The organism is Mesorhizobium sp. M7A.F.Ca.US.005.03.2.1 (assembly GCF_003997795.1).
In the GTDB taxonomy this organism is placed as follows: Bacteria; Pseudomonadota; Alphaproteobacteria; order Rhizobiales; family Rhizobiaceae; genus Mesorhizobium; species Mesorhizobium ciceri.
Genome location: NZ_RZRP01000005.1, coordinates 1 through 21,353, shown reverse-complemented (window position 1 = coordinate 21,353; position 21,353 = coordinate 1). Strand labels below are relative to the sequence as shown.

General features: G+C 58.2%; 17 protein-coding genes and 1 tRNA gene. 11 read left to right on the top strand and 7 right to left on the bottom strand.

Annotated features, from left to right (window positions below):
* Positions 1 to 773: 773 nt before the first annotated feature.
* From EN991_RS00625 to EN991_RS00615, 3 genes are read right to left on the bottom strand one after another with little or no spacing between them, the layout of a single operon-like run.
* On the bottom strand, positions 774 to 1,208 hold the full coding sequence (locus EN991_RS00625) for a DUF6527 family protein (protein ID WP_127367969.1): 435 nt from the start codon (positions 1,206 to 1,208) through the stop codon (positions 774 to 776).
* Positions 1,195 to 2,376, bottom strand: coding sequence for a ThiF family adenylyltransferase (locus EN991_RS00620; protein ID WP_127367968.1), 1,182 nt, complete (start codon positions 2,374 to 2,376; stop codon positions 1,195 to 1,197). Before EN991_RS00620 ends, EN991_RS00625 begins: the two co-directional genes overlap by 14 nt.
* The gene (locus tag EN991_RS00615; RefSeq protein ID WP_127367967.1) at positions 2,351 to 2,635 is read right to left on the bottom strand and encodes a multiubiquitin domain-containing protein; all 285 of its coding nucleotides are present in this window, start codon (positions 2,633 to 2,635) and stop codon (positions 2,351 to 2,353) included. Before EN991_RS00615 ends, EN991_RS00620 begins: the two co-directional genes overlap by 26 nt.
* Positions 2,636 to 2,757: 122 nt before the next feature.
* Between EN991_RS00615 and EN991_RS00610 the strand changes: the two genes are divergently transcribed.
* The 4 genes from EN991_RS00610 (at position 2,758) to EN991_RS00595 (ending at position 4,895) form a co-directional block, all read left to right on the top strand.
* Entirely contained in the window at positions 2,758 to 3,102 is a 345-nt protein-coding gene (locus tag EN991_RS00610; RefSeq protein ID WP_127367966.1) for a helix-turn-helix domain-containing protein, read from the top strand.
* 1 nt (position 3,103) lies between these two features.
* Positions 3,104 to 3,679 carry an ImmA/IrrE family metallo-endopeptidase gene (locus EN991_RS00605; RefSeq protein ID WP_127367965.1) on the top strand — a complete coding sequence of 192 codons (576 nt, stop codon included), beginning with the start codon at positions 3,104 to 3,106 and terminating at the stop codon, positions 3,677 to 3,679.
* A 260-nt stretch (positions 3,680 to 3,939) separates the two neighbouring features.
* On the top strand, positions 3,940 to 4,440 hold the full coding sequence (locus EN991_RS00600) for a hypothetical protein (RefSeq protein ID WP_127367964.1): 501 nt from the start codon (positions 3,940 to 3,942) through the stop codon (positions 4,438 to 4,440).
* 11 nt (positions 4,441 to 4,451) lie between these two features.
* Positions 4,452 to 4,895, top strand: coding sequence for a hypothetical protein (locus tag EN991_RS00595; RefSeq protein WP_127367963.1), 444 nt, complete (start codon positions 4,452 to 4,454; stop codon positions 4,893 to 4,895).
* A 138-nt stretch (positions 4,896 to 5,033) separates the two neighbouring features.
* Here the strand turns inward: EN991_RS00595 and EN991_RS00590 are convergent, their stop codons facing one another.
* The gene (locus tag EN991_RS00590; protein WP_127367962.1) at positions 5,034 to 6,236 is read right to left on the bottom strand and encodes an ATP-binding protein; all 1,203 of its coding nucleotides are present in this window, start codon (positions 6,234 to 6,236) and stop codon (positions 5,034 to 5,036) included.
* Between the two features lie 721 nt (positions 6,237 to 6,957).
* The gene (locus EN991_RS00585; protein WP_127367961.1) at positions 6,958 to 7,461 is read right to left on the bottom strand and encodes a hypothetical protein; all 504 of its coding nucleotides are present in this window, start codon (positions 7,459 to 7,461) and stop codon (positions 6,958 to 6,960) included.
* A 140-nt stretch (positions 7,462 to 7,601) separates the two neighbouring features.
* Between EN991_RS00585 and EN991_RS00580 the strand changes: the two genes are divergently transcribed.
* Positions 7,602 to 7,841, top strand: coding sequence for a helix-turn-helix transcriptional regulator (locus EN991_RS00580; protein WP_245460872.1), 240 nt, complete (start codon positions 7,602 to 7,604; stop codon positions 7,839 to 7,841).
* Positions 7,842 to 7,883: 42 nt separating this feature from the next.
* Here the strand turns inward: EN991_RS00580 and EN991_RS00575 are convergent, their stop codons facing one another.
* On the bottom strand, positions 7,884 to 8,567 hold the full coding sequence (locus EN991_RS00575) for an HNH endonuclease signature motif containing protein (protein WP_127388385.1): 684 nt from the start codon (positions 8,565 to 8,567) through the stop codon (positions 7,884 to 7,886).
* Between the two features lie 730 nt (positions 8,568 to 9,297).
* Between EN991_RS00575 and EN991_RS00570 the strand changes: the two genes are divergently transcribed.
* The 5 genes from EN991_RS00570 to EN991_RS00550 all read left to right on the top strand — a co-directional run bounded on the left by EN991_RS00570 (position 9,298) and on the right by EN991_RS00550 (position 20,749).
* Positions 9,298 to 9,873 (top strand): hypothetical protein, encoded by a 576-nt coding sequence (locus EN991_RS00570; RefSeq protein ID WP_127367959.1) that lies wholly within the window; start codon positions 9,298 to 9,300, stop codon positions 9,871 to 9,873.
* Between the two features lie 252 nt (positions 9,874 to 10,125).
* The gene (locus EN991_RS00565) at positions 10,126 to 13,632 is read left to right on the top strand and encodes a helicase-related protein (RefSeq protein WP_127367958.1); all 3,507 of its coding nucleotides are present in this window, start codon (positions 10,126 to 10,128) and stop codon (positions 13,630 to 13,632) included.
* Positions 13,633 to 13,649: 17 nt separating this feature from the next.
* Positions 13,650 to 14,471, top strand: a complete 822-nt coding sequence (locus EN991_RS00560) for a hypothetical protein (protein ID WP_127367957.1) — start codon at positions 13,650 to 13,652, stop codon at positions 14,469 to 14,471.
* Positions 14,468 to 17,383, top strand: a complete 2,916-nt coding sequence (locus EN991_RS00555; protein WP_127367956.1) for a DUF1156 domain-containing protein — start codon at positions 14,468 to 14,470, stop codon at positions 17,381 to 17,383. The genes EN991_RS00560 and EN991_RS00555 overlap by 4 nt, the downstream gene beginning before the upstream one ends.
* A 9-nt stretch (positions 17,384 to 17,392) precedes the next feature.
* Positions 17,393 to 20,749 carry a DUF499 domain-containing protein gene (locus EN991_RS00550; RefSeq protein WP_127367955.1) on the top strand — a complete coding sequence of 1,119 codons (3,357 nt, stop codon included), beginning with the start codon at positions 17,393 to 17,395 and terminating at the stop codon, positions 20,747 to 20,749.
* Positions 20,750 to 20,938: 189 nt separating this feature from the next.
* Here EN991_RS00550 and EN991_RS00545 read toward each other — a convergent pair.
* Positions 20,939 to 21,013: transfer RNA gene (locus tag EN991_RS00545), tRNA-Gly, on the bottom strand.
* A gap of 160 nt (positions 21,014 to 21,173) precedes the next feature.
* Here EN991_RS00545 and EN991_RS40225 point away from each other — a divergent pair.
* A partial coding sequence (locus tag EN991_RS40225) for a hypothetical protein (protein WP_206519126.1) occupies positions 21,174 to 21,353 on the top strand: 180 nt, incomplete at its 3' end.

The window sequence follows — 21,353 nt, the reverse complement described above, 5'->3', positions numbered from 1 at the left end:
CTGTGCTCTCCGTCCCGCTGACTGCTGGTCGCGCTAACCTCGTCGAGCGGTCCCACCTTGGCGCATGTGCCAGCTCCATGGCCGCGTGTCACAACCGCGCCCAGCCCCGGCGGATGGTCGTCCGGGCACCGCAAGGAGCAAAAATGAACGACAAACTTTCTCGGAATACAGATCTCCGTCTTGCACTCGGTGAAACCGACAAACGTGAAGAGTGGGAGCAGTTCTATGAGCGCTACCCTACCCTGCGCGTCCGGCACGTATCACAGGCGATCCGACAGCGTACCCCTCTCCGATCGCGAAATTCCCTCGGAGGAGACGGCTTCTCAGGGTTCCAAGTCACTGCAGATGGACGAAGCTACACCGTCGTCGTCGTCGCTGATGACCCAACGGAGTGGACAATATTCGGCATCCACACGTTTCGCTCCTGGGTCCAATCGATGCTAGACCCGATGGCAGTCCATCATATCCTCGCCCTTTCGCAGAAGGCTGCGAGGAGTACGCATACCGCTGACTTTGACGTTTAGTCAAAACTCTCTCGGTCGACGGTCCGCATATGCCAAGGCCGGCCTGGTTCCAGACCGGCCTTCTTCCTGGCTACATGGCGGACCACTCTTCCGCGCGATTGTCATGACAGCGGCGGACCGTATCTAGACCGGGATGGGCCGCCAGCGTTAGGTCTGCGGACTATGAGGGTCCGACGCGAATGCAAAAAGCGCCTCGCCCATGCGCGCGTCGATGGCAGATCTTTCAGAAGCGAGCGCCAGAAGCCGAAGCTATTTGCGCCACGGCCGCTGGATTGCAGCAATCGTCGACGTCCAGGCAACCAGAGCGCCGGCCAGCAGTCGACGAACCCAACTGGGCCTCGGTGGTGCAAGGCGCACAGCATCTTCGACATCCCGCCTTTGCACAGCGGCAATGGCCTCAGGTGACATCGACCTTGCCCATAGAACACGGTTGTCCGAAACGATGTAATGCGACCGGCAAGGAAAACTCCAGTTGCCAACGGAAGGGGTCAGCGAGACCCTGCCATTTCGTTCGACTACGCCCCATTTGGCGGGGTTCAGCGGCGTCACCACTTCAAGACCGCAGCCGCAACAGCAAAGATGGGTGGCCGTGGAAAAACGTCGCGAGACGTACAGTACGCCCGCCTCGACATCGTCGGGGATGTATTCGACGAACCTTGGCTGAAGACGATCAACCGGCGCCATCAAGTCCCTCGGTGATGATTTCGCCGCTTGCGATGGAGTATCCGAGGTAGACCGACTGCCGGCTATCCCGATAAATCGTCGCCAGCTTCTTCCATTGCATGACCGCCAAGGCGGCGTTCAGCGCGTTTAGCTCGGCGACCTGGATGTTGCTGGTATATTCATTGGCGCCGCCGGCGTCGTCGGCATAGGAAATATGCGGTGCGGCAAGGCCGCGTGTTTCGGGCGTGCTGACAGTGACACGTACAATGCCCCCAAGGCGCCCATCGTCGACTGTCACGCCCATGCCGGCGTCGACGAACGAGATGCCATTGGCCACCAGATAGTCAATGACTGCGCGTTTGGCGTGACCGACATCCATGCAGACGAAAACAAAATCGAGGCCGGCCAGCGCCCCGACGTTCGTCTCATCGAGAAAAAATGCGTGCGGTTTGATTCCGCGGTGCAAGCGCGAATAAATACCAGCAAACCGGTCGACTTTCAGCATGCCATCCTTCAGTTCGTCCAGACTGGCAGCTCCTGGTGCGCGGAATGCGTTGTGCTGGGAAAACACGTCTCCATCGAAGAGATGGATTTCGGCGACCGAGCTCTTTGCGACGAGATCAAGAATATAGCTGCCTGTGCCGCCGAGGCCCGCAAAGCCGATCTTTTGTCCGGCAACCTTCGAGTTAATCGCGCCAATGCCGGCGCGGCTCGTTGCCGTGTCGACATACTGGAACACTGACTCCTCGGCCTCGGCTGCGATAGCTGAAAAAATCCGGGCTGTGGCGGTCGGATCGAGCTTTGCTGCCTCGCCGGCGATGCGCCCTATGTATGTCGTCATCTTGTGGTGGTAGTCGCGGTAGTCGGCCTTGGCGGAGAAGGTAAAGGCCGCATGCAGGCCAGGGGCCAGGTCCTGCGGCCCGGCTCCATTTTCGATCGACCTGATTTTGGCGCCGTCTGCATGGCACGGGTGTGCTCCAGTCCAGTAGCAGACATGCTTGCGGGGCTTCGCGGTGACATCCCCTAACAGCGACAGCGGCGAGATCAGTGTCGCGCGTTCTATGCTGCATGTGGAAGTGACAAAGGGGACGTTCCTGACAAGCAGGAAACCGTCCCGAATGTCGATGTCATAGCCCTCATTTTGCAGACGGAGCAAATCACGACTAAGAGCGATTGGTCGACGTGACATCGAACTCCATCCCGTCCTTGGTTTTCACCGACTGGCCTTCGACTAACGTGCCCGCCGGCTTGTTTCCTTGTCCGCGGGTGTACTGGACCGTGTACTGGATACCATCGCCGGTAGGATGGCCGGGAAAGGCGATGTCAACCACCTCGTCGAAGGAGATCTCCTCCTTCTTGGGCAAAGTTTTCGCACGTCCGTTCACGATGATCGTGACCGTCTTCTCTTTCCCGTGCGGGGCATTTTGTGCGGCGTCGGCGACGTCCATGGCTTTCTCCTTGATGCGGGTTCGAGCAATCAATTGCGAAATCGCAATCGATTTGATACCAGTATGGAGATTCGGGATAATTGCAAGATCGCAATCGATTCCTTTTTTGCAACGGAGACGACGTGACAGACAACTTTGATACGGAATCATTCTTCGCAGCACTGAACGCGACTCGCCTGATCAAGCAAATGACTTGGAAAGATGTCGCGGAGGCGACTGGAGTTGCCGCCTCCACACTATCTCGGATGGGCCAGGGCGCAAAACCCGATGTAAACGGGCTGGCTGCCCTTCTGAAATGGTCGAAGCTCAAGGCCGAATCGTTTATTCCTGGAACGACAGCAGGCGAGGCACCGGCACTAGCCAAAATCACCGCGCTTTTACGCGCCGACCCCAACCTCACGCCGACAAACGCCAAGCTGATGGAGGAGATTGTTCTCAGCACCTACAACAGGTTGAAGGAGAGCTAACTTGGCATTTCGGCATGGCTTCAAGGCTGAGGCAAACCGCATCGCGCTTAAAGTGCGCGATAAGATGGGGCTTGGGCCGATCGATCGAATCGATCCCATCGCGATCTGCGCCGAGTTCGACATTGTCTTGCTGAAGCTCAGCGAACTCGACTGCGACGCCAAAGCATTTCTCGGCAGGGATCAGTCCGCATTTTCTGCCGTGACCGTGCCGCGCGGTGCGACCACTGCGATCGTCCACAACGATTCGCACCATCCGCACCGACAGCGCAGCAACATCTGCCACGAACTGGCGCATTGCTTCCTCGGACATAAATGCACGCCGCCGCTGACAGCAAAGGGCGAACGCTCCCGCGATGGTGGAATCGAGGCGGAAGCCAACTTCCTTGGCGGCTGTCTACTCATCTCAAATGAGGCAGCGCTCAATATCGTCAGCCAAGGGCTGGTATCGGTTGCCAAGCAGCTGTACGGCGTCAGCCAACCAATGCTCGACTATCGATTGCGCGTCAGCGGCGCCCACACCATCCATGCGCGCCGGGTCGGTGCGGGCAGCCGCAATCGCGCCGGCGCCATTTCTTAGGCTGGCGTGACCTCGCCGCCTGTCGGGTCGGCGGACTGACCTCCATCGCGTCGCGATTGCCGCGGGAGGGACCCCTGCAAGGAACGGCGAGCCAGCTTTTTTGACCGGGGCGGGGACTCAGCCGGGTTCAACCGCCGAGGGATCGTACACTGGAAAAGTTATCCAATGTATGCCTGTCATGCATTGACAGAGAGCAATGTGCAATGTATCCCTCCTATACGTTGAATGATTGCGCAACAGACAACATAAGGGAGGCGACGATGACTATGGAAACCGAAAAGTTCACGGTGAACGTAAACAAGGAGGCGATGGCTGCCATTCGCGAAGAGGCTCGCGCCCAGGGCATCGAGGCCAGCGCTCTGATCCAGCGCGCCATCCATAAGCTCGCGATCGACACCGAGTGGATGGACAAGGCCACCAGCACGATGCTGAAGGCCCAGTACAAGACCATCGACAAGTTCGTTGAGCTCTCAAAGGTGCTTTTTGCCACGGGCCGCTTCGACGAGCACTTCGTGCTGACTGTGTTCCAGGCCGCCATGGAAAAGCCCGAGCTGAAAGCTCAGTACGAGCGCGCGATCGGCGGCGATGCTTACGCGGTCAAACTACCGGGCAAGACGCCGCTGAATATGTATCTCGGCTGGTACATCAAGAACGCGATCGGCGCCGAGCCCAAGGTCGACGCGAACAATCAGCCGGTGCGCGCACAGGTGCGCGGCGAACCAATCCAAAGCTACACTCTGTTGCGTCACAGCGGTCAGTAAGGGAGAAGGTCATGCAGATGACGATGGACAAGCTGAAGGCAATGTCGCCGGAACGGCGGGCAACGCTCTACGAAAATGCCAGGAAGCGCCTCGAACAAGGCGGTCAAGAAATTATAGACCTGATCAACGCGTCCGGCCTGCCGCTTCGTTCCGGCGGCATCACCTTCTCTGACCCGGTTCACCTCCGTATGGAAGAGATCGCATGGTCCAGTCAGGGCAAGAGACTCATGTTGGAAGCAACAGAGGCAGGTCTACCGGCCTTGGCAGGCGTCGAACCGTTGATCGTCGCTGACCTTGGACCTCTCTATCACCCGCATGACCTTGGGACCGTCGACGCCGGCTCCATAGTTGGTCAAGTGATGCGCCATCTCGGCTATGAACTCGTCGATCGCAACGACATGCCGCCGGGTTCCGTGGCGAAGACTGCCGCGACATGGAGGCCACGGGTTAGGTAGTTGACACGCGATGGATTGCAAAGCGCCATGGCGACGAGTCCGAGCACTTGTTCTTCATCATGATCTTTACGGATTCTCGGCCGCGCGCGCCTGGAAATGACAGATCTGTCTGGCCATCGAGGATGCGACAACGAAGCGTCATGGAGCGGCGTTAACGGCTGGTGCCGCTTGTAATTCGGGCAGGACGGCTGCCGCTTGCGTGGCCAGATAACCCTCGATCGTTTTCTTGGAGGCGAAGCTCTGCAATGCTCTAAGTGGCTCTGCGCGGATAGCGTCCTGCAGCGCGGCTATTCCCTCTTGAGTGATGTAGCGACGTTTCACCTTCGCGTCGTACTCATGGTATGGCAGTTCCATCAGGTTGAACGCCTTTAGCAGCGGCAAGACCCCGCTCTGGTTCAGTGCAACTTCGTTGCCGCACACCTGGTGCACGACGTCTGCCAACGCCGCTGCTGCTTCTGAGGGAAGGTTCTTGTCAGCTTCGGCAAGGGGCGCCCGGACAACTTCGCCTAGCGACACCTTTCCGACCACCATGTAAGCTGGCGATCCTTCTTCCTCCTTCTCAGTAAAGCGTCCCTCCTCAATGAAGTTCATGGAGCGCGCAGTCTCGTGCGACACGTACAGGTTGGTAGACTTGTTGGCATCGCCGAACGTGGTGATGTCTACAACTCCAGCGCGTTCCACGCCGACTCGCTCGACGGCTTCGATGGTCTCCAGCAGCATCGTCATGCGCCGCTCTTCGCGCGCATCGAGTAATGCCTTGAGTTCCGGGTAGCCGATGGCCGAGGTACGAGCCGTATAGCGGTAGTAGATAGTGGCCTCGATGATTACTGGCTCGGTTACCTTCTTGCCGGTTGGATCCGTGAAGCTCCGATTGCGTGTCTTGGTGCAGATCACCGGCCGGTCAAGCGCCGGCTCGACGGCCATAGCGAACACGGTTTTGCCGTCCACCTCATAAACCTTGCTCTCGAACGGCAGTTCTGGCGCGAAGTCTTGGCGCAGCAGCGTGGAGATGTCTGCCTCGTCGGCGATGTCCGCCGGCGGCGTGCCGACTATGACGCGGGGATTGTTGTCGACGCCAAAGACGAGAAAGCCGCCCTGGGTGTTGGCGAACGCAGCGATCGTGCGCTCATAGGCTGGAAGGTTGGCACGAACGAACGCCTGCTTAAATTCGAGCCGTTTACTTTCGCGGCTGGTCACTCTCAGCGTTCCGGCGTCATAGGCAATCAGATCGGACAGTTTTTCCGGCAACATCTCGTGGATCCTTGAAGCGTAGCTCCCGTCGGCGACACTTTCGTCGCACAGATAAGTGGCCGCCACCACCATGTGCTTTGGCGCGATCATGCCGGTATCGGCCGATCGCCGAATCGGCTCAATGCGCGCACGTTAGAGGCAAGATCTGTCTGGCACGAGTTCGCGCTGACCCTCCCAGGCTCTTTGACCGGAGGGCCACGGCCGCTGAAAAAGCGCTGCTGCTCCCCCGACGCTCCCCGAACACCGGACCAGCGCCGGCAAGACGCCCGCATCAACAGGCTTTGCGTCCCGGCACCCTAACCCTTACAGGAGTATGCCAGCCTATCAACTGCCCCGAGCGGCTGCGCTGGATCAGTTTGAACCTGTAGGCACGTTGTGCAAGTGTGGGAACGTGAGCAGGTGGAGGGAACGATGGTACCGTATCGTGCGCACAAGGATGCGATTGTTGGGGTGCTCCGCGACCGCGCCAAGCAACGTCGGACGATCTTCTACAGCGAGTTGGGCTCGGCACTAGGTATCCCAGCCCAGGGCCCATGGAAGCCAATCCTGGACGAAATATCTCGCGAAGAAACGTCAGCAGGTCGGCCGGACATCACGTATCTCGTTGTCTCAAAGACTACGAACTTGCCGGGTCAAATAGGATTCACTGCGGCAAGGCCGCCGTCGATGGACCAAACAAAGACAGCGCTCGGAACGATAGAAGCCGTTTTCGGGCACTACTCTTGAGCCACCTCGCCTGGCTTTCGTTTTCAATTCGAGCCCTTTTGCCCGGCTAAGAACCTGAAAGGGATGGGGCGAGCCTCTTAAAGCCCTACTGGGCAAAGCCTCTGAAACAAGGCAGCATCTTAATCGCTGCTCCCAGCCCAGAAAGGTCAAATTCGTGCTGGACCTCAGCACCGTCAAATAAATCTGTGACGCCAATCACAATGGTCTTTCCGGATATGGCCTGTCGGGTAAATTCTGGCACTTCTGAATCAGGAACGAAGGCAGCGTCGTTCTCCGAAGAAAGCGCCCAGCTCTGGAGGGGCGAAGGCAGTGATTTATCGACCCGATACCGCACGCTGACGTCATAGTTATCGCCAACCATATATTGCCCGATGTCGGTCAAAGCCTCTAAGTCCGGACCTCTGCAGCGCCAACTCAGCCTGGTATCTTCGCCAGGACTGTAAGTGACGATAAGACTCCGGTCTTCGTCGGTGACGCCGTCCTTCTTTTCTATGAACCTGAAACTGCCGATAGTGTCGTTTGCTTCGGCTGATATTGATATAAACGAGATGAGGCAGCATCCAAGTGCCGCCAAATAGGCGAATCGCATTGATATGACCCTCCCAGGCCGAGCGGTCGATAGCTGATGCCGACGAGCTCGCCCCCAGACAACTCTGTCACAATACCCTAATTTGGGGTACACCGATTTAGGGTTTTATTGAACAGCCAGTCTCAGCACTGGCGCTGCCCTTGTCCTCACTTCGTTCCGATCTCTACCGCAAGATGATCGTGCTTCTCGTTGAAGTGCGCAAGGATGCTGGCATCACCCAGGTCGAACTGGGTAGGCGCCTCGGGCAGCGGCAGACATTTGTCTCGAAGTTCGAGCTGGGAGAGCGGCGCCTGGACGTGGCCGAGTTCGTCACCGTTGCGAGGGCGATCGGTGCTGACCCTCTTGAGATCATACGGGTAGCGGAATCTGAAAGTCGCTGAGCGCGCGTCAATTAGTACCCCGATTGGGTTCCGGACGGCCGGCTACGTGGACGTCTGATCGGCTTGCATTTCGGTAGTTAGATTAAGCCGTTTCCGCAGCGCCGCCGCCAGCTTAAATGCATCATGAATCTTGGCGAAGAGCGGCCCAAGGTCTAGGCCGTGATACCGGCCGTATTCCTTACGTACGGGTTCCATGACGACCAGCTTCCAAGTGCTGGGCTCCAGCATGATGACGCCGGCGTCGAATAGCCGGTGCAGGTCGGCGCGCAACGGGATGCCGTTCCATCCTTCGTCGCAGCCGCCGCAGGACACGGGCAGAACGTGGGCAGCCTCCAAGGCCATCAGTGTCTCGCACCCGGTCACGAGACAGCGCGCACCGAACAGGTCGAAGACCGCGCGGCGAAACTTGGCTTGACCCGGGCGCTCCCAAACCTCGGCCAGACGGCGCTGGCGCTCGGCCGTGCTCTCCGCCTCGTCCTCCGGGCTGTCTATCAGCTGGAACTCCAAGTTCTCGAAGTATCGTCGGAATACGTTGGTAATCGGGTTGTTTGTCATAGGGCTCCCGGCGATCTCGTTCGCCAGGCGCCCAAGCGGCTTCACAGGGTAAGCCGCGCCCTCGTGCATCAGGAATCCCGTGCTGGATCTGCGCGTCTGCCCGTTGGGTTTGGGATAGCTCTCATAAAGCCATTCCCGTCCGTTGGCTTTGGCCAAGCGGATCGCGTCCAAAGCGTGGTTCCGTTCGAAAATTAGGTCAGTCACCGGTCGGCAGCCCTCCCATCGCTTTCGGATGCCAGTATACGCTATCGCGGGATTCCCGCGGCATGCAAGCCGTCGACGTACTCAGCCAAGGCGGGGGAGGACACCGTTTTCCCACCCGTGGGACGCAAGCCTTTCTTCTGGCCGGGACGGGAGCTAAGTCGCTGAAAGAGCGTTGCCGCACTGCGCTCCCCAGCGACCGGCCCAGCGCCGGTACGACCGCGCGCGCTCCCGGTTCCAATGCGAAAGGCATCTCCAATCTGATCGAATTGGACCGTGGGCTGCCCGCAAATCCTCACCTCATAGCAGCCCACCGTGAACTAAAAGTTTTCCCCATGAACTTCTCTGATTTTTATCCAAGTTGTTGATTTACAACAAACTACTGCGCCTTGACTGCCATGCTCATCCAAAACGGTATCTAGATACTCTTGGTCTGGTCGTATAAATTTTTGCCATTAGCAGCCCTTGATCGCACGGAGACCAAACATGTTCTGGAAATCACTATTCGCCCTTGCGAAGATCGAACCACTGCCCGCGGTCGTCATTATTGCCTTGGCGGCACTCATTGTCGTCGGCATCGCCCTCACAAAAATTCCGAGCTGAGATGGAGGCCGTAGCTCAGAGCCGGTGGTCGCGCCTTCCCACGGCCTGGATTCATGATACGGGTCTCAGGCTTTTCAGGACGGGACACCTCCTGGGTGTGTCCACCGCAGCGCTGAAGGTGCTCCTGGCAATCGTTGTCCGCGCCGAGAACAAATCTACCGCACAGGCAGCGCAAACCCAGGGATCTGCATGTATGTCATATGACGAACTGATAGACCTAACAGACTTGTCGCGCGCTATGATTTCGTCGGCGGTTAAGCTACTGACGAGTGCTGGCATCGTTATTGTAAAGCGGGAAGGCCGGGGTGGGAAGAATCGCTACTTTCTTACCGGGTATGGAGAAACGGATCGGTACGGTAAGATTCCCAACAAGACGCTTTACAGGCAGGCTCCGTCGGATCGGCTGTCGGCGCTTCATGAGCTCTCATGTCGGCGCGAGTCGGACATGAACGCACTGAAGCTCTACCTGCTCTTCTGCGCCTTTCGGGACGGAAAGACCAATGCCGCTATGATCGGGTACGAGAGGATTTGGATTTACACAGGAATCCCGGAAGCAAAAATCCGCCGTGCGATCTCTGTACTGATCGAACACGGCTTTATACAAGTCGATCGTGATCGATCATCGGCCGAAAAGAAGAACCATCCAAATCGCTACGAGATCCTGGGTCTCTGATGATCGCATGCCTACAGAACTTGCTCACAGTTTGGCGCACAGCCACAGCGAGAGCTCTAGCAATTTCTCGATGTATGGATTTTGCGTCATGCTGTGGTACGGGTGGCAGCCTATGAGCAACCTTCGCTACGACAAGCAAGGCGGAGCGTTCCAAATTCGTATTGCGTTCTGTTGGCAATTGATTTTGTCGCTGTCGCCTGGCGGGCTTTCTCTGCCCCGATCCGTGCTCCGTTGTTCTCTCATCGAGGTTGCATGAGCACGTTCGAAGGAATCAAGCCTGGTGCGCGTATCAAAGGCCTCGATGCCGCAGGTATCGCGGAGGTCGTTTCGGTTTCCAAATTCGGACCTGACGCGGTGAATCTGGTTTTCCGGGTCAATGGCAAAGTCGCAGAGCGGCTTGTCTACCGCGGCGAAGAAACCGGCTTTGAATTCGTAATGGCTGGCCGTACTTACGCCTTTGATGCGGATGGCGCCCTTCTGCGCTTGGCGTCCGAAGCATATCGCATTCGGCTTGCCCACCTTTTCGATCCCTACCTGGCGGTCAGTGCTTCACAGATCGAGGCGCTTCCGCACCAGATCACGGCCGTCTACGGCGAAATGCTGCCGCGACAGCCGCTTCGCTTTCTGCTTGCAGACGATCCAGGCGCCGGCAAGACAATTATGGCCGGGCTCCTGATCAAGGAGCTCTTGATTCGAGGCGACCTTGAACGTTGCCTGATCGTCGCGCCTGGAAGCCTTGTCGAACAATGGCAGGAGGAAATGGCCGAAAAATTCGGCCTGCATTTCGATCTCCTAACGCGTGATCAAATCGAAGCCTCCGTCACGGGAAACCCGTTCGCTGAAAAGAATCGCCTCATCGTTCGCCTGGATATGGCGGCTCGATCGGAAGAGCTGAAGGCTAAGCTCGGAGCGGCTGGGGATTGGGATCTGATCATCTGCGACGAAGCCCATCGCATGGCCGCGTCGTATTTCGGCGGCGAAGTTAAGGAAACTCAGCGTCACAAGCTTGGCAAGCTGCTCGGGACGCGAACCCGGAACTTCCTTCTGATGTCCGCGACTCCGCACAATGGCAAGGAAGCTGACTTTCAACTTTTCATGGGATTGCTCGACGCAGACCGGTTCGAGGGCCGGTTCCGCGAAGGCGTTCACAAAGCCGACGTATCCGACATGATGAGGCGGTTGACCAAAGAAGAACTCTATCGCTTCGACGGTACGCCGCTTTTCCCTGAGCGCCGGGCCTATACCGCTAGCTTCGCCTTGTCCCCTGTCGAGGCCAAACTCTATCAGGCGGTCACGACCTACGTGCGCGAAGAGATGAACCGCGCGGATCGGACAGGCGACGATAAGCGCCGGTCGAATGTGGGCTTCGCGTTGCAAATCCTTCAGCGCCGCCTTGCCTCTTCGCCGGCCGCGATCCACCGCTCGCTGGAACGACGCCGGAAGCGCCTGCAAGACCGATTGCATGAAGAAAGACTTATGCGTCAGACCGACTCGGCCCCACTAACCCACGCGCCGGTTCTGCCCAGCTATGACCCTGACGACATTGATGAGGTGCCGGGCGCGGAAGCGGAAGCCGCCGAGGAACAGATCGTCGATCGAGCAACAGCGGCCGCCACCCTTGCTGAGCTTGAAGCCGAAATCCTTATTCTGAAAGATCTCGAAGACCGTGCGCTGAGGCTGAAGCTTTCCGGCCAGGATGCCAAATGGCGCGAGCTTGAATCCATTCTCGACGAGCCGCTGATGCTGGACGCCGCAACTGGCCTGCGTCGCAAGGTGCTGATCTTCACTGAGCCGAAGGACACACTCGAATATCTGCAACAGAAGATTGCAGCACTTATGGGCGATCCTTCGGCTGTGGTCGTCATTCACGGCGGCATCGCGCGCGAAGCTCGGCGCGGCGCCATTGCCGCCTTTAATTCCGATCCGCGTGTGCGCGTGATGATCGCGAACGACGCTGCAGGTGAGGGCGTGAACCTTCAGCGTGGCGCGCATCTGATGGTCAACTACGACCTGCCGTGGAACCCGAACCGCCTCGAACAGCGTTTCGGCCGCATCCATCGCATAGGCCAGACTGAAGTTTGCCACCTGTGGAATCTCTGCGCAGCAAACACGCGTGAAGGCGAAGTCTATCGCCGCCTGCTTGAGAAGCTTGAAGAGGCCCGTGCCGCGCTAGGCGGCAAGGTCTATGACGTGCTCGGCGAGCTGTTCGAAGGCCACGCGCTACGGGATCTCCTCGTCGAGGCAATTCGCTACGGTGATCGGCCGGAAAAGAAGGCCGAGCTTTTCCGAAAGGTAGATGGTGCGGTTGATGTCGAAGCTATCGAGAAGCTGGTCGCCGAACGCAAACTAACCTCCGAAGGCATGAACCCGAGTTCGGTCGCCGATATTCGCGAACAGATGGAGCGCGCGGCAGCCCGTCGCCTGCAACCGCATTTCATCGGCTCGTTCTTCCGAGAAGCCTTCACGATGCTCGGCGGGCGGATTGCCGAACGCGAAAAAGGCCGATTCGAAATCCTGCGTGTACCGTCGATCCTGAAGGAACGCGACCGGCTGATCGGGCGTTCCGATCCGGTGCTTGATCGTTACGCGCGCATCACCTTTGAAAAATCCCTGATCATCGGACAACCGCAGGCCGAACTCGTGGCGCCAGGTCATCCGCTGCTCGAATCGCTGGTCGACGTTATCCTCGAACGTTTCCAACCACTCCTCAACCAGGGCGGCGTGCTGGTGGACGATGCAGACGAAAGCGTCGAGCCAAAGCTCCTCGTCTATCTCGAACATGCAATCCGCGATGGACGGGCCGGCCGGTCGGGTGAACCCCGCGCCATTTCGCAGCGGCTTCAGTTCCTGTTCCTGAAGGAAGACGGATCGGCGACCGACGGCGGACCCGCGCCCTATCTGGATTATCGCCCGATTACGCCCGAAGAGAGTGTATCCGTCGCTGACGCCATCGTCGCGCCCTGGCTATCGGATAATGTCGAGGCGCAGGCACTCGGCTATACCGTTCGGTCCCTGGTTCCCGATCATCTCAACGAGGTAAGGACGCGCCGGATCGCCGAAATCGACAAGGTCGAGCGCGAGGTGCGCGCCCGCCTTAATCGCGAGATCAACTATTGGGATGCTCGCGCCGCGCGGCTGCGAGAAGAGGAGCGGGCAGGCAAGGAACAGCGCATCAACGCTCAAAACGCAGAGGCGACGGCCGCACGCCTGGTAGAGCGGCTGCATCGGCGCCAATCGGAGTTGGATCGCGAGCGGCAGATTTCCGCTTTGCCGCCGGTCCTGAAAGGTGCGGCGCTGGTGATCCCTGGCGGGCTGCTGAAAGCCAAGGTCGCGTTAGCCACGGCCAGCAAGTCGACCGGATTCGCCGAAGACCCGATCCTGCGGGCTGAATCCGAGCGCAAGGCCATGCAGGCCGTGTTCGCGGCTGAACGCGCCCTGGGCCATGAACCACGGGACGTATCTGCCGAAAAGAAGGGCTGGGATATTGAAAGCCGCGATCTCCAGGCGGGCCATCTGCGCTTTATCGAGGTGAAGGGCCGTCACGCCGAAGGGCGTGACGTCATTTTGACCAAGAACGAAATCCTGGCGTCGCTCAACGTCGCTGAGGCTTTCATTCTTGCGATTGTTCAGTTCGATTCTGGCTTCGTGCATGAGCCCATCTATGTTCGCCGATTCTTCACAAGAGAATTGGGTTTTGCCGAAACGGCGGTGGTGTTCGACATCGCGGACCTGATATCGATTGGAACAAAGCCTAGTTAGGGCTGCGAGGAGCTTATATGGAAGAGCAGATAGCCAATCTCTTGCGGGCGGCTGGGGGGCATCTCACAAGATTTCAACTTTGGCAGGGTTTGGCGCTGCCAGACGATGAGCCCACGCAGGAATATTCGGAGGCAGAACAAAACCTCGTTGATCAGCGCCGTATTGAGCGAAGGCGAGGACGAAATGGCGGAATCTATCTAGTCGAACAACCTGCCGAGCCGGAGGCTGTGGATATAGACGCGCCGGTTCAACCAGAGGAACCGGCGGCCCAAGAACGCCGTCTGGAGAATGACTACTATCAGCCCGCTCTCGACCAAATCCTAGCCCACTGGACGGAGCAGCCCGGATTTACGCATGTCTTTGGAGCAGTGACTGCTGGTCAAGGACGCCGCCAGACAGGTGGGCGGTGGAGCAGGCCCGACCTCGTTATCTGCACCGTGTCGGATTGGCTATTTTCCTCCCGATCAGAGGGCGATGTTCGAACTATTGAGATCAAGCGCTTCGAGGCATTGGATGTCCTTGCGGTGTATGAGGCTGTGTCTCACAAATCGAAGGCGCACTACGCCTATCTTCTGATTGTGAATGTTCCCGACGAGTTGGATGACGATCAGAAAGGCGACCTTGAAGCTGTCCTCGCTGTCGCAGGTAAGCACGGCATCGGAGTCATAGCGGCTCGCCGAGCCGAGGATTGGTCTACGTGGGTCTTTGAGCTTGATGCTACACGAAGCGATGCGGACCATCAGTCGATTAACCAGATGCTTTTAGATCAGGTGCCGCCGGAGGTTCGCGACAGATTTCGAACGACACTTCGGGAAGTGGCGGTCAGGGTAGTGTTTTGAACGAGAAAGCTGTGCGTAAGAAACTCATCGAGGTTTCGATCCCCCTAGAAGCGATCAACGTTGCCTCCGCGCGAGAGAAATCGATCCGACACGGACACCCTTCGACGCTGCATCTATGGTGGGCCAGACGCCCTTTGGCAGCGTGCCGGGCAGTTTTGTTCGCGCAGCTAGTGGACGATCCTTCCAGCTGGCCTGATCGATTCCCGACTGAGGAAGCCCAGGATGTCGAGCGCCGGAGGTTGCACCGTATCATCGAGGCTATGGTGCCGTGGGAAGCCTCGAACAACGAGACGATCCTAAACGCAGCCCGCTGGGAAATCGCGCGCTCAGTGGCCTGGGGCCTTGGCGAAGAACCGCCTGCCCAGGGCGACGCCAAGGCCATCTTCGACTACCTGCAAAACAAAGCGCCACCGGTGTATGATCCCTTCTCGGGCGGCGGGTCGATCCCGCTCGAAGCCCAGCGCCTCGGCCTGCGTGCCTATGGATCGGATTTAAATCCAGTCGCAGTCCTGATTGGCAAGGCATTGGTGGAAATCCCGCCGAAGTTCGCCGGCAGGCCTCCGGTGAATCCGAAATCGCGCGTCGCGATCGCGCGCGGCGGCAAATGGAACGGCAAAGGTGCGGAGGGCCTCGCCGAGGATGTGCGCTACTACGGCCAATGGATGCGCGACGAAGCCGAGAAACGGGTTGGGCATCTCTATCCGAAGGCGAAACTGCCAGATGGCTCAGAGGCGACGGTGATCGCTTGGCTTTGGGCTCGGACCGTCCGCTCTCCCGATCCGGCGGCGAAAGGTGCGATGGTTCCTCTAGTCTCATCATTCATGCTCTCAACTAAGGAGGGAAAAAAGGCGTGGATTGAGCCCGAGATCGATCCAACGGCTAAGGATGGTTACCGGTTCAAAGTCATGACGGGGACACTTTCTAAGCCTGATCAAGAGAGGCTTAAGAAGGGAACGAAGGCTGGCCAAGGCCAGGCCTTTACGTGTGTTCTGACAGGCTCGGTCATTGATAGGACCTATGTGCAAGTCGAGGGCAAGGCCGATCGCCTTGGGGTTCGCCTGCTTGCAATCGTTGCCGAGGGCAATCGACGCAGAGTTTACTTGTCGCCGCTCGAAGAAGACGAGTCCCTTGCTAGGTCGATGTCTGATGACCCCGATATAAAAGATGCTCGAGAGGATCAGCTGTCTGCGGCTACGCCAACCCGTGCCCAACTAACGGGAGGCGTATGCTCCGCGTATGGCTTGCGCACTTGGGGACACCTTTTTACGGACCGACAGTTGATCTCACTGAGAACACTGACTGGACTAGTTGAAGGCGCCCGCGAGGCGGTCTTAGCCGACACCTTGTCGGCAGAGATTAGCGATGATTTGATACCACTCAGGAGTAACGGGCGAGGCGCAAGTGCATATGCCGACGCCGTGGCCACCTATCTAGCATTCAGCGTTAGCCGACAGGTAAATAGGGGCTGCACATTGAATTTTTGGGACAATACCAGCCAGAAAATCCAGCAGGTTTTTGGGCGACAGGCGTTCGCAATGACTTGGGATTTCGCTGAAACTAATTTCTTCAGCCAATCAACCGGCAATTTCCTGGATCAAGTCGAGTACCCTGTAAAATCAATCGCCAATTGGCCAATCGGAACTGCAACAGGCTTCGTAAGTCAAATCGACGCTCCCAAGAACAGCTTTCCAGTACGGCCTGTGGTAATTTCTACAGACCCCCCATATTACGACAATATTGGGTACGCTACGCTCGCTGATTTCTTTTACGTTTGGCTTCGACCCGCTTTAAAGAATATCTGGCCGGACCTTTTTCGCCGACTCACGACGCCGAAAGAAGAAGAGCTTGTTGCGACGTCGTTTAGGCATGCCAACCGAGCAAGTGCCGAAGAGTTTTTCATGCAGGGCATGGGACTAGCTCTAGGCGCAATGCGTGAAGCCGCTACCGAGAGCGAGCCCCTCGCCATCTACTATGCGTTCAAGCAATCTGAATCATCATCCGAAGGTGTAAGCTCGGCAGGATGGGCCTCCTTCCTTCAGGGCGTCATCAATGCTGGGCTGCTGATTGATGGAACATGGCCGATCAGAACAGAACTTACAGGAAATTTGAAAGGCAAATTGAACGTCCTCGCATCCTCGATTGTGCTTATTTGCCGCAAGCGTCGCGTTAGCGCCGACACAATCACAAGGGCGGAATTCATCCGCTTGCTCCGCCGCGAGCTACCGGATGCGATAGATGATATCCGCAAGGCAGGCGTTGGCCCGGTCGATATGCAGCAATCTGTAATTGGCCCGGGAATGGGTGTTTTTTCGCGCTATGCCAAAGTGCTGGAAGACGACGACAGCGCCATGCCTGTTAAGACTGCACTCGCGCTTATCAATCGAGTCTGGGAAGAGATTGATCAAGAGCTCGATGCAGCTTTCGATGCGGAAACGCAGGTCGCTCTCGCTTGGTTTGCAACCTATGGCTTCGATGCCCGTCCGTCTGGCGAACTGATCACCCTCGCCAACGCCAAAAATATTGGCACGAACGCACTCTTCGATTCGGGAGTATTCAAGGACCTAAAGGGCAAGACCGCGCTGACGCCTCGCGACGAACTGCCAAAAGCCTGGACACCAGCCAAAGACAAATCCCTCACCGTCTGGGAATGCGTCCAGCACACTGCGCGCGTCCTCAACGCTGAGGACGGTGGGGGCGCTGCTGCGGGTCGGCTCGTCGCTGAAATGGGGCCAAAGGCTGCGGAAGCCCGGGCGCTCGCCTATCGTCTGTTCGAAATCGCCACGCAGAAGGGTTGGGCGGCCGAGGCGCTTGTCTACAACGAACTGGCCCAGGAATGGCCGAGGCTCGAAGATTTGGCTACCAAAGATGCGACGGATGGCTCACGAAAGCCCGCACAGGGTACGTTGCTTTAAGGAGCGATCATGTCGCACGAGATCGAAGGTACCAAACGGGTCCGCGATACACTCGACTTCACGCTAAAGTCAGTGCTCGACGGCTTCGTCGAAGCGAACATGGAGGCGAAGCACGGGCAGCGCTGGCTGCATTATGCAAGCCGCTCTTCGGGACAAGGTCAGAACGACACGCTGGACGTGTACGGACTGTGCAAAACTATCCTCGACAATTGGAACGAGGTATTTGGCGCGCGGTTCGATCGGAAGCATGTTAACAAGGCACGCAGGCTTGTCTCGACGGTCTTTGAAGCCCGCAATGCAACAGCGCATCTGAATGTGCCACTGAGCGACCCGGAAGCGTTGTCGTTTCTCTGGGCGATTGTCGAACTAGCGATGCTCCTGAAGGCACCGGAAAAGACAATCGAGACACTTAAGGCCGTCTATGGGGCCCAGCGCTCTACAGGCATTGAGGCGGGCAGGATAGACCCGGCAACCCCGACAGAGCCTAAGCTTACAGTAGAGCCGGGATCGGCTCAGCAGATGAGCTTCAATTCCGAAAGTGGTGTAGCCAAAGCGCTGAAGCCGTGGATCGATGTCGCCTTGCCACACCCGGACGTGATTGCGAACCGCTTTAAGGAGGCCGAGTTCGCTGCCGATCTTTTTGCGGTGGATGCTGGCTATGCCGGCGAAGGCTATGCGACACCGAACTCTTTCTACGGAATTACTTTCCTGACCGAAGGCTTGAAACGCGTACTAACCACCGCGACACAAAGACTTGGCGCCAATGGTGGCGATCCGGTGATTGGCCTGCAGACCGCTTTCGGCGGCGGCAAGACGCACACGATGCTCGCGATCTTCCACCTCGTGAAGCATCTGCGCGACGGAGGCGATCCGCGCGGGCTGCCGGGTTTAAGCGATATACTTGATCGTGCGGGTGTGAATTCGCTGCCGAAGCCCAAGATGGCTGTGTTCGTCGGTTCGGCCGATGGCCCGGACGTTAGCCTTAAACTGAACGAGGGACCTCGGGTTCATACGGCTTGGGGATATATCGCATGGCGCCTTGCAGGCGAACCGGGACTTGCGCTTGTCGCAGAAGCTGAAGCAGCTCGCACGAGCCCTGGCTCTCGTATCATGGTTGAAGTCTTCAAACTTGCTGGGCCAAGCGTTATCTTGCTCGATGAGCTGACCATGTTCGCCCGCCAGCTCGACGACGACCGGTTCGAAGCTTTTCTCTCCTTCATCCAGTCGCTCACCGAAGCGGCAAAGATGGTCCCGGGCATCCTGATCGTCGGCTCGCTGGTCGAGAGCAAAGCCGAGGCCGGCGGACCGCGCGGCGAGGCCGCGCTGCTTCGTCTCGAGAAAATTTTCGGCCGTGTGCAATCAGCATGGCTACCAGCTTCTGGCGATGAAACTTACGAAATCATCCGGCGACGTCTGTTCCAGCCCCTTGATGCCGAAGGCGAGATGGCGCGGGACGAAACAGTCAGGGCTTTTCACGATCTCTACAAAAAGAACCCGGCCGAGTTCCCGCCTGAGGCCAGGGAAGCACGCTATCTGGAACTGCTCCGCCTGTCCTATCCGATCCATCCGGAGCTGTTCGATCGGCTGTCGAAGGATTGGGCGAGCCTCGAAAAGTTCCAACGCACGCGCGGCGTTCTGCGCTTCATGGCCAATGTCGTGGGCGTGCTCTGGCATGGCCAGATGCGTGACCCGCTAATAACACCCGCTCGGGTGCCGGTTGCGCACGAGCGGGTGCGCGTGAGCGTTCTTTATCCCCTGGATCCGGCTTTCGGCTCAGTCGTCGATAAGGAGGTTGATGGTGAAGGGTCTTTGCCTAACCGAATGGAAGCAAATCCTTCGAGAAGGATTTCGCAGTTGCGCGCCGCAACACGCGCTGCGCGGTCGGTATTCATTTGCACGGCACCGCTAGTCGGCCAACCGAATGCCGGTCTCACCGGCCAGGGCTTGCGCCTTGCTTGCGCCGAGCCTGGCGACCAACTGGCGATCTTCGGCGAAGCACTTCGCGAACTCACCGAGAAGGCGACCTACCTCTATGAAGAGGCGGGTCGCTATTGGTTTTCGACCCAGCCCACCCTGAACCGCCTAGCTGACGATCGCGCCAAAGCGCTGCCGGATCACGAAGTCGATGCCGCAATCACCGAAGTGCTCCGCGAGGACGCAGCCAGCAAAGGCGGGTTCCATCGCGTCTTCGCCGCGCCGGACGATCCGGTGACGATCGACGAAGCGCATTCGCTTTCGCTTGTAATCCTGAATCCTAGTCTGGTTCACGCAGGGAGAGGAGCCGCAATGTCGCCAGCGAGTGACGCCGTGGCGGATGCACTAATGAGGTGCCGTGCTTCCCAACGTCGCTTGCGGAATACGCTTATCTTCGTCGCTCCTGATGAAGCGAACCTAGACACCGCGCGGGAAGTGATGCGCAAAGCGATGGCGTGGGCTTCGATCGACCATGACGTGAACAACGAGAAAGGTCGCCTCCGATCGCAGACAACAAGAACGCAAGCCGACGATGCCAAGGATAAGGCGAAGACCAACCGCGAGTCGGCGCTGAAAGCGATCCGCGCTGCCTGGAGCCACATACTTTATCCGGTAAAGAGCGAAACCCCCGGAAAGCCCTTCGATCTTGAACATAGCCTGATCTCCTCTCGCGACAGGGCCGCGATCCCACATGTTGTCTACGATAAGACAAAGGCCGACGGGATTGTCCTTGAAAAGCTGGGCACCGAGCGGCTTTGGCACGCGCTGAAGCCGATCTGGCCAGATGATCGCCCCCACCTATCCATTACCGAAATCGCCGATTGGTTTGCGGCTTATGTCTATCTGCCGAAATTGCGCGATAGGATCGTCCTGGAAGGCTCGGTTCGCGATGCTATTGCGAAACTCGATCCACAGTTCGGTTATGCCGATGGCTTCGACCAGGCCACGGGAAAGTACCATAGGCTGATCTGGGCAAAGAACCCACCGGAGTTCGCGTCTCTAACGGCGATGATCGTGCGGGAAGCGGAGGCGCAGAAGCAACTAAACGAAGAAGGCGTCCCTGCGCCTCGGTTGGAGCCAGGGGCATTGCCTGGCTCGACAGCTCATCCGGGCAGTCCCGACCCTGGCGGAACAAGACCGTCCGCACCCGGCAAACCTCGACGTTTCTATGGCTCTGTCGAGCTCGACATGGTCCGCCCCGTTAAATCATTTGACGCGATCCTCAATGCCGTGGTGATGGAGCTTCAGCGCACACACAGTGCGAAGGTGAAACTAACGCTCGAAATCGAGGCCGAAGCGAGCGACGGCTTTGCAGACAGTGAAGTTAGCGTCGTTCGCGACAACGCCCGGCAGCTCAAGTTCAAATCCGAATCAACCGGCTTTGAAGATTGATTCAGCTTTAATGAAAGTTAGAAAGCGGAATTTCACGGAGATGCGTCGGCCTGCCCGAAAATTGACTGAACATGTCGACCGCGCGGGTGACTGTGCCGATCTACGCACTCCCCCTGGCGCTCCCCGGCGCCAGATAGCAAAAAGGCCCGGTTACCCGGGCCCTTTATGCTTTTCAAATCTAAGAAGATTTGGAGCGGGTGAAGCGATTCGAACGCTCGACCCCAACCTTGGCAAGGTTGTGCTCTACCCCTGAGCTACACCCGCTCGCACGGCGTCTTGGCCGCAAGCCGGGCCTATATGGCTGAAGAGCGCGGCGATTGCAACAGGGAAATCGCAGGCTTTTTTACGACCCGGCAAGCGAGGCCGGCAAGCCGCCGGCGGGCGCGCGAGTGGCACGCGGCGGGGGCGCCACCGCAAAGGGCGGGTGCCGCTCACCGTGATGTCGCATGACGGTCTTGTGTCGGCTGCCCCATTGGCCGTAAACGGCTGGCTAGAGAAACGGGACGAAGACGAAACCGATGCCGAAGACCGAAACCGATTTGATGGCCTTTCTCGCCGAACTCGGGATTGCCGCCTCGACGAAGCGCCATCCGCCGCTCTACAC

Excerpts from the sequence above, each read along its gene's own strand:
- EN991_RS00590 (WP_127367962.1), bottom strand. The coding sequence starts at position 6,236 with ATGATCGCGCCAAAGCACATGGTGGTGGCGGCCACTTATCTGTGCGAC.
- EN991_RS00600 (WP_127367964.1), top strand. The coding sequence starts at position 3,940 with ATGACTATGGAAACCGAAAAGTTCACGGTGAACGTAAACAAGGAGGCG.
- EN991_RS00615 (WP_127367967.1), bottom strand. The coding sequence starts at position 2,635 with ATGGACGTCGCCGACGCCGCACAAAATGCCCCGCACGGGAAAGAGAAG.
- EN991_RS00585 (WP_127367961.1), bottom strand. The coding sequence starts at position 7,461 with ATGCGATTCGCCTATTTGGCGGCACTTGGATGCTGCCTCATCTCGTTT.
- EN991_RS00565 (WP_127367958.1), top strand. The coding sequence starts at position 10,126 with ATGAGCACGTTCGAAGGAATCAAGCCTGGTGCGCGTATCAAAGGCCTC.
- EN991_RS00620 (WP_127367968.1), bottom strand. The coding sequence starts at position 2,376 with ATGTCACGTCGACCAATCGCTCTTAGTCGTGATTTGCTCCGTCTGCAA.
- EN991_RS00550 (WP_127367955.1), top strand. The coding sequence starts at position 17,393 with ATGTCGCACGAGATCGAAGGTACCAAACGGGTCCGCGATACACTCGAC.
- EN991_RS00560 (WP_127367957.1), top strand. The coding sequence starts at position 13,650 with ATGGAAGAGCAGATAGCCAATCTCTTGCGGGCGGCTGGGGGGCATCTC.
- EN991_RS00625 (WP_127367969.1), bottom strand. The coding sequence starts at position 1,208 with ATGGCGCCGGTTGATCGTCTTCAGCCAAGGTTCGTCGAATACATCCCC.
- EN991_RS00595 (WP_127367963.1), top strand. The coding sequence starts at position 4,452 with ATGCAGATGACGATGGACAAGCTGAAGGCAATGTCGCCGGAACGGCGG.